Annotated in this window: 6 protein-coding genes, 1 tRNA gene and 3 pseudogenes; 7 read left to right on the plus strand and 3 right to left on the minus strand. The window is 68.7% G+C overall.

Going from position 1 to position 12,944, the window contains the following annotated elements; genetic code table 11:
- Window positions 1–67 precede the first annotated feature (67 nt).
- Both RGU41_RS17990 and RGU41_RS17995 read left to right on the plus strand, forming a co-directional pair.
- Window positions 68–949, plus strand: a complete 882-nt coding sequence (locus RGU41_RS17990; RefSeq protein ID WP_134562052.1) for a hypothetical protein — start codon at window positions 68–70, stop codon at window positions 947–949.
- Window positions 942–3,053 carry an HlyD family efflux transporter periplasmic adaptor subunit gene (locus RGU41_RS17995; protein WP_322136992.1) on the plus strand — a complete coding sequence of 704 codons (2,112 nt, stop codon included), beginning with the start codon at window positions 942–944 and terminating at the stop codon, window positions 3,051–3,053. Before RGU41_RS17990 ends, RGU41_RS17995 begins: the two co-directional genes overlap by 8 nt.
- A 135-nt stretch (window positions 3,054–3,188) precedes the next feature.
- Here the strand turns inward: RGU41_RS17995 and RGU41_RS18000 are convergent, their stop codons facing one another.
- Entirely contained in the window at window positions 3,189–4,208 is a 1,020-nt protein-coding gene (locus RGU41_RS18000) for a LacI family DNA-binding transcriptional regulator (protein ID WP_134558660.1), read from the minus strand.
- Between the two features lie 168 nt (window positions 4,209–4,376).
- Between RGU41_RS18000 and RGU41_RS18005 the strand changes: the two genes are divergently transcribed.
- The 3 genes from RGU41_RS18005 to RGU41_RS18015 all read left to right on the plus strand — a co-directional run bounded on the left by RGU41_RS18005 (window position 4,377) and on the right by RGU41_RS18015 (window position 6,975).
- Window positions 4,377–4,461: transfer RNA gene (locus tag RGU41_RS18005), tRNA-Tyr, on the plus strand.
- Window positions 4,462–4,642: 181 nt separating this feature from the next.
- Window positions 4,643–5,374 carry an inositol monophosphatase family protein gene (locus tag RGU41_RS18010; RefSeq protein ID WP_416173169.1) on the plus strand — a complete coding sequence of 244 codons (732 nt, stop codon included), beginning with the start codon at window positions 4,643–4,645 and terminating at the stop codon, window positions 5,372–5,374.
- A gap of 293 nt (window positions 5,375–5,667) precedes the next feature.
- The gene (locus tag RGU41_RS18015) at window positions 5,668–6,975 is read left to right on the plus strand and encodes a peptidoglycan DD-metalloendopeptidase family protein (RefSeq protein WP_322136993.1); all 1,308 of its coding nucleotides are present in this window, start codon (window positions 5,668–5,670) and stop codon (window positions 6,973–6,975) included.
- 35 nt (window positions 6,976–7,010) lie between these two features.
- Here RGU41_RS18015 and RGU41_RS18020 read toward each other — a convergent pair whose 3' ends face one another.
- Both RGU41_RS18020 and RGU41_RS18025 read right to left on the minus strand, forming a co-directional pair.
- Entirely contained in the window at window positions 7,011–7,958 is a 948-nt protein-coding gene (locus RGU41_RS18020) for a GTP pyrophosphokinase (protein WP_241975298.1), read from the minus strand.
- Window positions 7,959–8,106: 148 nt separating this feature from the next.
- Window positions 8,107–9,782, minus strand: a pseudogene (locus RGU41_RS18025) (glycoside hydrolase family 13 protein).
- A gap of 174 nt (window positions 9,783–9,956) precedes the next feature.
- On the opposite strand from RGU41_RS18025, the pseudogene RGU41_RS18030 reads away from it, so the two are divergent.
- Together RGU41_RS18030 and RGU41_RS18035 are read left to right on the plus strand one after the other, a co-directional pair.
- Window positions 9,957–11,196: pseudogene (locus RGU41_RS18030) on the plus strand (sugar ABC transporter substrate-binding protein).
- 126 nt (window positions 11,197–11,322) lie between these two features.
- A pseudogene (locus tag RGU41_RS18035) lies at window positions 11,323–12,944 on the plus strand (ABC transporter permease subunit).

Here is a 12,944-nt window from a genome sequence, read left to right on the forward strand (position 1 = left end):
CGCCCGGCAGGCAGAACCCGCCCCGGGCATCCGCTTCAGCCACCGTTCCACGTCCATTGGAGACCTCATGACCCGCACTCGACCGACCACCCGTTTCGCCACCAACTTCGGAGTTCTTCTCGCCCTCGGCGGAGTGCTCCTCCTGACCGGCTGCGCCGCGGGGGCGAGCACGGCCGCGGTCCCGGCCGCCTCGTCAGCCCCGGCGGCCTCGGCTGGTGGGCAGGGAGACGGGGGCATCACCGGCACCATCGCCTCCGTTGCCGCCGGCATCCTGCAGGTTCAGGATTCCAGCACCCAGACCGCCGTGTCGTACACGGCCGCGACGACGATCACTGCGACCGTGACGGGCGCCCTGACGGATGTTTCCGTCGGCCGTTGTGTCTCCGTCTCCGGCTTCACCGCGGCGAGCGGTACGACGGTGGCCACCGCCGCGACGAGCGTGACCGTGACCGACGCGGTGGATGGAGCCTGCACGACGGGCAACCGCGGTGGCGGCGCGGGCGGAACGGGCGGGGCCGACGGCACCATGCCGAGCGGTGCCCCCGATGGGACCGCACCGACCGATATGCCGACTGACATGCCGACGGACATGCCGACCGACGGCGCCACCGGCGCCCCGGGCGGGATGACAGGAGGTTTCCCGGTCAGCGGACTCGTGACCGCGGTCACCGCCGACTCGATCACCATCGACGCCGTTGGCATGGGAGGCACGGACACGACCTCGACCGCGGTCACCGTCGCGTCCACGACCACGTACCTCAACACGGTCGCCTCCGACTCGAGCGCCCTCGTCGTCGGCGCGTGCGCCGTGGCGACCGGCGCCTCGGACACGAGCGGCGGCTTCGCCGCGACCGCCCTGAAGATCTCGACCGCCACCGCGGACGGCTGCGTCTCGCGGTCGGGCTTCGGCGGCGGAACCCGTCCGAGCGGGAGCACCTCCAATGAGTAGGACTCCCTTCGGCGCCTCCCGCAAGGCGGCCCGCGCGGAGGCTGCGGCAGCCGCAGCCGCAGCGGCCGCAGCCGGGGCTTCGCCTGCGACCGCGAAATCCGTCAGGACGGCCCGATCGGCGAAGGCCGTCGTGAAGCGCCGCCGGCGCCTGATTGCCCTCGGCGCGGTCACCGCCGTGCTCTGCGCCTCGGGCGGCGGGGTCGTCTACGCGATGAACCGCACGGACAGCGGCAACTTCCGCACCGTCGTCGCCGCAACGGGAACGGTGAGCCAGTCGCTCGCCGTCACCGGGACCGTCGCACCGACCACCAGGAAGGATGCCGCCTTCTCCGTCGGCGGGACCGTCGCGACGGTCGACGTCGCGGTCGGGGCCATCGTGACCGCCGGTCAGACCCTCGCGACCCTCGACGCCACGGATCTGGCCGCCGCGGTCACGAAGGCGGAGGAGACCGTCACCGCAGCCGAGCAGACCCTCACCGACGACCTCGACTCCCAGACCGCCACCGCGACAACCGCGACCACCGCGACGTCGTCGACGTCGTCTACGGCCGTCGCGACCGGGTCCTCGTCGGCGGCTTCAGTGTCCGGGGGCACCACGGACACGAGCTCGGGAACGACGGGAGCGTCGACCGGCTCGACCCCGACCGTTTCGAACGCGGCCGTGACGGCGGCCGTGACCGCGGTCACCGCAGCCCAGGCGGCGCTCCTCGCGAAATACACCGATGCCCAGACCGCGGTCGCCGCGAGCGACGCGACCATGGCCTCGACCGACGAGACCTGCAAGCCGTTCATCGACGCGGCACTCGACGACGCCGCGACGACCGACACGAGCGCGACCGACACGATCACCGCCACGACGGATGCCTCGCCCACCGCCACCGCCACGCCGACCCCGACCCCGACCCCGACCCCGACCCCGACCCCGACGGCGACCCCGACGGCGACCGCTGACCCTGCGACCGCCGCCGAGCGACTCGCCGCCGCGAAGGCCGACCTGGCCGCCTGCCAGACCGCCATCACCGCGGTCCTCGCCGGCCAGAAGACCGTCGACACGGCCCAGCAGGACGTGCTGACGCTCGTGACCGCGCTGAACTCCGCCGTCACCGGCCTCACCGACGCCGTCACGGCGGCGAATGCCGCCACGACGACCGCGACGACCGGAAGCTCAACCGGGACCACGGGAGCCACCGGCACCGGCACGACAACGGGTGCGACCGGCACGACAACGGGTACAGCAGCAACCGCGGGCACCACGTCCACCGCCACCGGAACCACCGGGACGACCGGAACCATCTCCGGAGCCGGCACGGGCTCGACGGCGACGACGACGGTCGCCTCGGCCGAGACGATCGTCGCCGACCGGGCCGACATCGCCGCGGCAGGGGCTCAGCTCGCCATCGCCCAGAAGCAGGCCACCCTCGCCACCCTCACGACCCCGTACGCCGGAACCGTCGCCGCGGTGGCGATCCTTGCCGGCGACACCGTCTCGGCGGCGTCGACCACCGCCGTCATCACGATCCTCGGCAATGACGGCTACGTCATCGACTCGACCGTGTCCCTCGCGAGCGTCGCGAGCCTCGAGGTCGGCCAGACCGCGAAGATCGAACTCGCCACGACGGGAACGGAACTGACCGGGGTCGTCAGCTCCATCGGCATCCTGAACGTCTCGACGTCGTCGACGCCGAAATATGCGGTCACCCTCGCCGTCGACGCGACGGACGCCACAATCCTGACGGGGGCCTCCGCCCAGGTCACGGTCGCGATCGAGAGCACGGATGCCGTGCTCACCGTGCCGACCTCTGCCGTGCACCGCGACGGCTCGGCATACACCGTCGACCTGCTCGTCGCCGGTACCTCCACCTCGACGACGGTCACGGTCGGCGCGGTCGGCACCGAGCTCACCGAGATCGATTCCGGCCTCGTGGCCGGCGACGTCGTGATCCTCGCCGACCTGGACGACGCGATCCCGGGGACCGCGGCCGACACGAGCTCGAGCCTCACCAGCCTCGGCGGTTCGAGCAGTGGAAGCAGCACCGATTTCCAGGGCGGCCCGCCATCCGGCGACTTCAGCGGCTTCAGCGGTGGCACCCCGCCCCAGGGCTGAGCCCGCGTTCCGAATTCAGGAGACGGCCTCGGATTCCGGCCAGAACCGGTCAGAAAACCGGTTCAGCCGGGCGCAACTCCTGAATTCGGAACGGGGGCGGCGGTGGATTCGACGCGGGGCGCGAACGGGTGAGGTTCAGCCCTGGGCCGGGCGGGCGGTGCTCGACCGCACCATCAGCTCGAACGGGATGGCGGTGTCGAGTCCGACCGGGTCGTGCTTTCCCGGCTGCAGCTCGTCGAGCAGGATCTCGACGGCCTTGTCTCCCTGCCACTGCGGGAACTGGGCGATCGTGGTCAGCCCGAAGAAGTCGGCGAGGTCGTGGTCGTCCGTCCCGACCACGGAGACGTCCCGCGGCACGACCAGCCCGAGGTCGCGCGCGGCGAGGATGCTGCCGATCGCCATTTCGTCCGACGCGGCGAAGATCGCGGTGGGACGCTCGTGCGGGTTGCCGAGCAACTGCTTCGCGGCCTGGTACCCGCCGCGGACCGTGAAGTCCGCCGCCTGGAACAGGGCGGGCGTCGGCGTGATGCCCGCGCCGGTCAGCGCGAGCTCGTAGCCGAGCCGCCGGTTCGTCGGCAGGTGGAAGTCGAGGTCTAGCTCGAGGTTGCCTCCGATATGCGCGATCCGGGTGTGCCCGAGCGCGAGCAGGTGCTCGGTCGCGAGACGGGCGACGGCAACATCGTCGATCGTGAGGGTACGCACCCCGGGGATCGGACCGCCGATGCCGACGAGCGGCTTCTTGAGCGCGTGCAACCGGGCCACCTCATCCGGGCTCAGCTCGAGGGAGACCGCGATGACGGCATCCACTCTCTGGCGCAGCAGGAAGTGCTCGAAGACGCTGCGGCGTTCGTCGTAGTCCCCGGCGAGGCTGTAGAGGGTGAGGTCGAAACCGCCGCGGAGCAGCGCCTTCTGCGCGCCCTCGACGACATTGGAGAAGAACCAGCGGTCGAGGAACGGCACGACGACGCCGATGTTCTTCATCCGACCGGATGCGAGGCTTGAGGCGTTCGAGGACACGACGTAGCCGAGTTCCCCCGCAACGGTCTCGACCCGGAGCCGGGTGGCCGGGGAGACATGCCCGTTGCCGCTCAGGGCGCGGGACACCGTCGCTGTGGACACGCCCGCCTGGCGGGCGACGTCGTCGATGCCGACCATGCGGCTCCTCACAAGTCAGGGGGAAATGGCCCTTCAGCGATCATATCGAGCGGGCGCATCCGCCAGCCGTCAGCGACGGTTCCGGACGCAATTTCGCACGGGGGCAATTCCCTTGTATTCTGTCTGAGCGTCTCCGGTCAGGTGGTTTCACATGGTCGGGTGCGCAATGGCAAGTTACCCAAGTGGCCAAAGGGATCTGACTGTAAATCAGCCGTCGTAGACTTCGGGGGTTCGAATCCCTCACTTGCCACCACCCAATGCCCCCGGAAACCCCGTGTTTCCGGGGGTTTTTGCGTCTCCTTCCCGGCTCTCCCCTGCGTCATCTACCGTGGAACCATGACTGCTCCCGCCCCGACCGAACTGCTCCGCCTCGCCAAGGACACCGCGCTCGTCGCGGGGAGCTGGCCGCGCGGCGACGCGCGGAGGGTGTCGAGGTGGCCGCGTCCAAGTCCTCGCCGGAGGACATCGTCACCTTCGCAGACCGGGAGACCGAGAACCTGATCCGCGCGTTGCTCGCCGAGGCGCGGCCGAATGACGGCTTCTTCGGCGAGGAATCCGCGGCGACCCCCGGCACCTCCGGCCTGACCTGGGTCGTCGACCCGATCGACGGCACGGTCAACTTCCTCTACGGGATCCCCGCCTGGGGCGTCAGCATCGCCGTCGTCGAGGGCGACGACCCGGCCACCTGGACGACCGTGGCCGGCGCCGTCTTCAACCCGGCGCTCGGCGAACTCTTCACGGCCTCGGCGGGCGGCGGCTCACACCTCAACGGCAGCAGGCTCCAGGTCAAGACCGGCGTTCCCCTCAACCTCGCACTGGTCGGAACCGGGTTCTCCTACCGGGCGGCCATGCGGCTGCGGCAGGCGAACGTCGTACACGGCCTCATCGGCCGGGTACGGGACATCCGCCGGATCGGTTCGGCCGCGCTCGACCTCTGTTCGGTTGCCGCGGGGCGCCTCGACCTCTACTACGAGCGCGGGCTCAACCCGTGGGACCAGGCCGCTGGCGCGCTCGTCGCCCGCGAGGCCGGCGCGCGCGTCGGAGCCTTCGGCGAGGACCGGGAGGGAATCGACCTCCTGATCGCAGGGGCACCCGACCTGTACGCCGACTTCGAGCCGATACTGGCCCCACTCTTCAGCGAATTCATGAGTTCTCAGGAACGGTGACGCGTCGGCCGCCGGATGCCCGCCGATGCCGGGGTGACAGCGGAAATCCGGCCGAAACAGCGCCCCCAATAGTGACGGCAAAATACCCCGTTTTGGGGTGTCATTACGTGCACAGGAATGGAATATTCGGGCCTCGCGGGCTAGCCTGTAGTGATTCGTTACTTTGGCCAGGCCAAGACGACCACTCTCTCGCCACTGTCAGCCCCGCCGAAAGAATTCACCCGACTTTGTCTTCTCACTCCTCCACACCGCGTGAACGCGCGCGTGCCGCGAGTGACTCTGGAAGCCCGGCAGTGACCGATTCTTCCGCTCCGGCGCAGCCCGTCCAGCAGGCTGTGCCCGTCCAGCAGGCTGTGCCCGTGCATCCGGCCGCACTGACCCGCCGGGAACTGCGCGAGCAGGAACGCCTCGCCGCGACACCCCTGGCCGCTGCACACCGCGCCGCAGCAGCCGACGCACTCGCCGTTCCCGCCGTTCCGAACGCCGCGCGGCCGATCGAACTCAGCGCCGACGCCGTGCAGGTTCTCGCCGATGAACTCGCCGAACCCGAACTCGCCGCCGTGACGGTCAACGACACCGACCGCCTGATTGCTGCCCCGGCCGCGGCGGACGCACCCGTGACCGACCTCGACCAGCTCCTGACGGATGCCGGGACGCCGACCACTTCGATCCCCCTGCCGACCAGATCCCAGGTTCGCGCCGCGAAGTCCGGCCACGGTTCCGCCCGTGCCGCCGGGGCGATCCGGGCCCTGGACGACGCCGGCCAGCCGGTCCGCCCGTCTCGGACCGGGTCGCGGACCGCCTCTCGGGCACTCCGCAGCGGCACGATGAAGCAGCCGACCCAGCGACCCGCCGTCCAGGCGCCGTCCCAGCGGCCGGCACCGAAGCTGCGCCGCCTCGCCACGACGGGCGTCACGGTCGTCGCCATGGCCTTCGTCGCCCTGATGGCCGTGTCGACATCGCTTCCCGCCGAGGCGCTGCTCTCCTCGGCCGACGTGCAGGCCGCCGCCCGGCTCTCCACGCAGACCTCACCGGCCGAGCCGGCCCAGACGCTCAGCATGGACGGCGGCACGGACACGATTTCCGTCACGCGTGACGGCTTCGAATCGAAGTCGATCGCCGAGGTCGCAGCGGCGAGCGGCATCCGCATGGAAGCGACCTTCACCAACAACCCGAACGGCACGATCCAGTGGCCCTTCGCGGTCGGCGTGCACATCGGCGACCGGTTCGGTTATCGCAACTGCGCCGGCTGTTCCGCTGACCACCAAGGCCAGGACTTCAACCCCGGCATCGGCGCCCCGATCCAGTCCATCGCCGACGGCGTCGTGAGCTTCACCGAAGACGGCGAAGGCAGCCTCGGCGTGCATATGATCATCGACCACGTCATCGACGGCAAGGTCGTCTCGAGCGTCTACGCGCACATGATCCACGGCTCGATGCTCTTCAAGACCGGCGACGTCGTCAAGGTCGGCCAGGTCATCGGCAAGGTCGGTAACACCGGAATGTCCACCGGCCCGCACCTGCACTTCGAGATCCGCCTCGGCGGCAAGGACGGCGTCCACGTCGACCCGCTCGTCTGGCTCCGCGCCAACACGAACTAGAGCCCCCGCGCGCCCGGTGGCGCCAGCCGGTGGCGCTAGTCGGTGGCGTCGCTCGTGCGGCCGCGATCGATGGCTTCGAGCAGGCTCGTCGGCAGCGCGAACGGGGTGAGTCCGGCGATGCTCAGCAGGTCGTCCCCTGCCCGCACCGTGGGTTCGAGGGCGACGACCTGGTTGTGCAGGCGTTCCATTTGGATGTCCAGGCGATTGGCGACATCCGCTGCCTCTTTGAGCTCGGCGACGAGGTTCGCCGGCACGACGCCGCGGTACTTGTAGAAGATCTTGTGCTCGAGGCTCGCCCAGAAATCCATCGCGACGGTGCGGATCTGGATCTCGACGGTGACCGGCTCGACCCGGTCGGACATGAACACCGGGATCGCCACGATCAGATGCAGGCTCTTGTAGCCGTTCGACTTGGGGGCGGCGACGTAGTCCTTGACCTCGAGGACGGTGACGTCTTCCTGGCTGGTCAGCATGTCGAGCACCCGGTAGGTGTCGGAGATGAAGCTGCAGGTGACCCGGATGCCCGCAATGTCCTGGATCTGCCGGCGGATGTCCTCGAGGTCGAGCGGGCAGCCCTTGCGGAGAGCCTTGTTCAGGATCCCCTCCGGCGACTTGATCCGCGAGCTGACATGCTCGATCGGGCTGTAGTCGTGGATGGACGCGAACTCTTCCTTGAGGATGTTGATCTTCGTCATCATCTCGTCGGTCGCGAACTTGTAGGACATCATGAAGCGGGTGAGCTCGGTCTTGATCTCATGGTGGCGCGCCTTCTCGGCGTCGCTCTCGGCCTGCATCTCAGCGTGTGTTTCCGCGTGTGTCTCGACGTAGGCTCCTGCACGGGACACTGCGCGAGCCCCAGACCGGGTTCCTGGCCCTGAACCGGACTCGACGACGAGGTCGGTATCCGTGCTCTCCTGTGCGACCAGGTCGGTATCCGTGCTCTGCTGGATGCCGGCGACGCTGTCGGTCTGTGGGGCGGTCACGGTGTGCTCCTTCTACGGGCTCCCAATCGGCGCCGCTCCCTCAATCCTCCCACTTCGGGCTGAACGGCAGCCGCTGAGGTGTCGCATATCGATGTTCGCGCGGGTCGCGAACATCGATATGCGACACCTCAGCTGAGGGAGGGTGGAGTTAGGCGCGCAGCCAGGCCGTGGTGTCGCCGGGCAGGGTGCGTCCCGTGAGCGGTTCGCTCGCGAGCAGCACCTCGCCGGCGGGCAGCGTGACGGATGCCGCCCCCGTGTTCGCGACAACGGTCACGCTGCCGTTCGTGAACGCCACGACCGCGTCACCGAGCCCGTCCAGCCCGTTCAGCCAGGACACCGAACCGAGCCCGAGGCCGTGCTCCTTGCGGAGCCGGAGGGCGAGCTTGTAGAGCTCGAGGGTCGACGTCGGCACGCCTTCCTGCACGTCGCGGGCGAGTTCGCCCCAGATGGCCGGCTGCGGCAACCAGCTGGCCGCGGTCGGGCCGAAACCGTAGGACGGCGCAGAGCCGACCCAGGGCAGCGGCACGCGGCATCCGTCCCGGCCGTAGCGTTCACCGTTGGTACGGAACCAGGTCGGGTCCTCGCGAGCGGTGTCCGGCAGGTCGACGACCTCGGGCAGGCCGAGCTCCTCGCCCTGGTACAGGTAGCTCGAGCCGGGCAGGGCGAGCATGAGGGCGGATGCCGCCCGCGCGCGACGCAGGCCGACGACGGTATCGGGAAGGCCGACCGTCTTCGGGCCGATGCCGTGACCCTGCAGGTTGTCGCCCGTCAGCGCGAGGCGCGAAGCGTGCCGGACCACGTCGTGGTTGGAGAGCACCCAGGTGCTCGGCGCCCCGACCGCGCTGAACGCGGCGAGGGAATCGTCGATGACGCGGCGGAGGGCTGGGCCGCCCCAGAGAGTCTCGAGGTAGGCGAAGTTGAAGGCCTGGTGCATCTCGTCTGGGCGCACCCACTCGGCGACGTGGCTGAGCGGGTCGACCCAGGCCTCGGCGGCCAGGATCCGGTCGCCGGGGTACTCGTCGAGCACGAGCCGCCAGTCGCGGTAGATCTCGTGCACTCCGGGCTGCGCCCAGTACGGGGCGGTCGCGGCGGACTCGGCGACGACGCCGGGCTCGAGCGCGGTGGCTCCGCCCATGCTGCCGCCGTCGGCGGGGGAGTGTAGTCAGGGAGGCCTGCGGCCTTGATCATGCCGTGTGCGACGTCGACCCGGAAGCCGTCGGCGCCGCGGTCGAGCCAGAAGCGCAGCACGTCGCGGAACTGTGCGCGCACCCAGGGGCTCTGCCAGTCGAAGTCCGGCTGGCTCGAGTCGAAGAGGTGCAGGTACCACTGGCCAGGAGTGCCGTCGGCCTCCATGACGCGGGTCCACGCGAGACCGCCGAAGACGGATTCCCAGTTGTTCGGCGGCAGCTGGCCGTTGACGCCCTTGCCGTCGCGGAAGATGTAGTGCCCGCGCTCCTCGCTGCCTGGGCCGGCCGCGAGGGCGGCCTGGAACCAGGGGTGATCGCTCGAGGAGTGGTTGGGCACGAGGTCGACGATGACCCGGATGCCGAGATCGTGCGCCGTCGCCTGCAGGGTGGCGAAATCGTCGAGGGTGCCGAAGAGTGGATCGACGTCGCAGTAGTCGGCCACGTCGTAGCCTGCGTCGCGCTGGGGCGACGTATAGAACGGTGAAAGCCAGATCGCGTCGATCCCGAGATCGCGCAGGGCCGGGAGTCGGCTGGTAATACCGGCGAGGTCGCCCATACCGTCGCCGTTCGAGTCAGCAAACGAGCGCGGGTAGATCTGGTAGATAACGGCGGTACGCCACCATTCGGAGCCTGTCATGACGAAAACTTTACTGCATGGAATCCCTCATGAAAGCGTTTGCAGAAATCTATGCTTAAACGATTCCGACAAACTTTCAAATACCATCGTGCTTTGAATTGCCAATCAACAGTCGATCGACTAAACATGTAAACGCTTGCACTTTTATTTGTTCGTTCTATGAGAGGCACACCAATGATGGTGAAGAAGAAAGCCCTGCTTGCCGCCGGCGCCGTACTGGCCGCCGCAACACTGGCCCTGACCGGCTGTTCAGGCGGAGGGGCCGCCTCGACAGCGAGCTCCACGGCCGCCGCCGGCTCCGGAAGCCTGACCGTCTGGGTCGACGCCGACCGCGCACCCGTGCTCAAGGATGCCGCCGCAGCGTTCACCCAGGAGACCGGTGTCGAGGTGAAGCTGGTCCAGAAGGACTTCACCAAGATCCAGGACGAGTTCATCGCCCAGGTTCCCACCGACAAGGGCCCGGACATCACGATCGCCGCCCACGACTGGCTCGGCAACTTCGTCGCCAACGGCGTCGTGCAGCCGGTCGAACTCGGCCAGACACCCCGCCAACTACCAGAAGGTCGCGGTCACCGCGATGAGCGTCGAGGGCAAGACCTACGGCGTCCCGTACTCCATCGAGAACATCGCGCTGCTCCGCAACACCGCGCTCGCCCCGGCCGCCCCCGCCAGCTATGACGACATGGTCGCAGCGGGCAAGGCCGCCGGCACCGAGTTCCCGTACCTCGTGCAGCTCGGCCCGGACGCCGACCCGTACCACCTGTACCCGTTCCAGACCTCCTTCGGCGCCCCGGTCTTCGGCACCAACGCCGACGGCAGCTACAACGCGAACGACCTGTCCATCGGCAACGCCGGTGGCGAGGGCTTCGCGACCTGGCTCGGCGCCCAGGGCGCTGCAGGCAACCTGAGCCTCAACGTCACGAGCGACATCGCCAAGGAGAAGTTCCTCGCCGGGGCCTCGCCGTTCCTGATCACCGGCCCGTGGAACGTCCCCGACGCCCAGAAGGCCGGCATCACCGTCGCCGTCGACCCGATCCCCTCGGCCGGCGGCCAGACCGCACAGCCGTTCGTCGGCGTGCAGGGCTTCGTCGTGAGCGCCAAGAGCAAGAACGCCCTCGCCGCGAACGAGTTCCTGGTCAACTACATCGGCAGCGAAAAGGTCCAGACCGCCCTCTACAAGGTCGGCGGGCGGGCTCCGGCCAACACCGCGGCCTTCGAGGCAGCCAGCTCCGACCCGATCACCGCCGGCTTCGGCAAGGTTGCGGCCACGGCCGTCCCGATGCCGAGCATCCCGCAGATGGGCAAGGTCTGGCAGTTCTGGGGTGTCACCGAAGCGGCGATCATCTCCCAGAAGGGTGACCCGGTCGCCCTGTGGCAGAAGATGACCGCCGACATCCAGACCGCCATCAAGTAACGAAGCGCCACAGCACCACAGCACCACAAGCACCACAGCACCACAGCACGACGGATGCCCGTCCCCGTCCCCCGAGGACGGGCATCCGCTCACCAGCACAACCTGCACCCGAGAAAGCGGACGACGATGACCACACCACGCACCGAGCAGGACGCGGCGCAGCTCCGGCAGACGAAACGCTCCCGGCGGGCCGCCCGGGTCGCCGAGGCCGCCTCCGCCGGGGTCAAGGTGCTCCTCGTGAAGATCGTGCTTCTGGGCATCGTCGACGCGATCAGCGTCTACGCACTCTTCGTGCTCGTGATGAAGCAGGACTGGGTCGTCGTCGGCCTCGTCGCCTTCGTCACCCTGGTCGTCAACTGGATCTACTTCAGCCACCAGAAGCTCCCGGCCAAGTACCTCGCGCCCGGGCTGATCTTCCTGCTCATCTTCCAGATCTTCGTGATCGGCTACTCCGGCTACATCGCCTTCACCAACTACGGCACCGGTCACAACAGCACCAAGGCCGACGCGGTCAACGCGCTCATCGTCTCCTCGCAGGAGCGGGTTCCCGACTCCGCGAGCTACGGCCTCACCGTGCTCGAACAGTCCGGCGAGTTCAGCTTCCTCGTCACCGACCCCGACGGCACCATCAGCGTCGGTTCGGCGACGAGCCCCTCCGGGTCGTCACCGACGCGACGACGGATGCCACGGGCAAGGCCACCGGCCTCGCCGGCTACACGTCGCTGCGCTTCGCCGACATCGTCGCCCAGCAGCAGGCGATCGCCGCGCTCTCCGTCCCCGTCTCGGACGACCCGAACGACGGGTCCCTCCGCACCCCCGACGGGTCGAGCGCTTACCTCTACGTCTCCGACCTGGTCTACTCCGCCGCCGACGGCACCATGACGAACAGCAGCACCGGCGTCGTCTACGCCGACAACGGCAAGACCGGCTCCTTCGTGGCGCCGAGCGGCGAGGAACTGCTCCCCGGCTGGAAGGTCGAGGTGGGCTTCGCGAACTTCGTGCACGCCTTCGGCTCCGAGTCCATCCGCGGGCCGCTGATCAGCGTCACCCTCTGGACCTTCGCCTTCGCCTTGCTCTCGGTGCTGACCACGTTCGGGCTCGGGCTCTTCCTCGCGATCGTCTTCAACGACCTGCGGATGCGCGGACGGAACGTCTACCGGGTGGTGATGATCCTGCCGTACGCCTTCCCAGCCTTCCTCTCCGCCCTCGTCTGGGCGGGCATGCTCAACCCGCAATTCGGCTTCGTGAACCAGGTGCTCTTCGGCGGGGCGGACATCCCCTGGCTGACCAACGAATGGCTCGCGAAGTTCAGCATCATCTTCGTCAACCTCTGGCTCGGCTTCCCGTACATGTTCCTGGTCTGCACCGGGGCTCTGCAGTCGATCCCGACCGAGATCCAGGAGGCCGCGACCGTGGACGGGGCGAGGCCCTGGCAGGTGTTCCGGCTGATCAAGCTCCCGCTGCTGCTCGTCTCGGTCGCGCCGCTGCTGATCTCCTCGTTCGCGTTCAACTTCAACAACTTCAACCTGATCTACATGCTCACCGGCGGCGGTCCCCGAGACGTCACGGCCGGCGTGAACGTCGGGGCCACCGACATCCTGATCTCGATGGTCTACAAGGTGGCCTTCGTCGGCGCGAGCCGGGACTACGGGCTCGCGAGCGCGTTCTCGATCATCATCTTCCTGCTGGTCGCGCTCGTGTCGATCGTCAGCTTCAAACAGACCAAGGCGCTAGAGGAGTTGAACTGA

Origin of the sequence: Cryobacterium sp. 10C3, assembly GCF_034314285.1 — a bacterium.
Taxonomy (GTDB): Bacteria; Actinomycetota; Actinomycetes; order Actinomycetales; family Microbacteriaceae; genus Cryobacterium; species Cryobacterium glucosi.

Excerpts from the sequence above, each read along its gene's own strand:
- RGU41_RS18000 (WP_134558660.1), bottom strand. The coding sequence starts at position 4,208 with ATGGTCGGCATCGACGACGTCGCCCGCCAGGCGGGCGTGTCCACAGCG.
- RGU41_RS17990 (WP_134562052.1), top strand. The coding sequence starts at position 68 with ATGACCCGCACTCGACCGACCACCCGTTTCGCCACCAACTTCGGAGTT.
- RGU41_RS17995 (WP_322136992.1), top strand. The coding sequence starts at position 942 with ATGAGTAGGACTCCCTTCGGCGCCTCCCGCAAGGCGGCCCGCGCGGAG.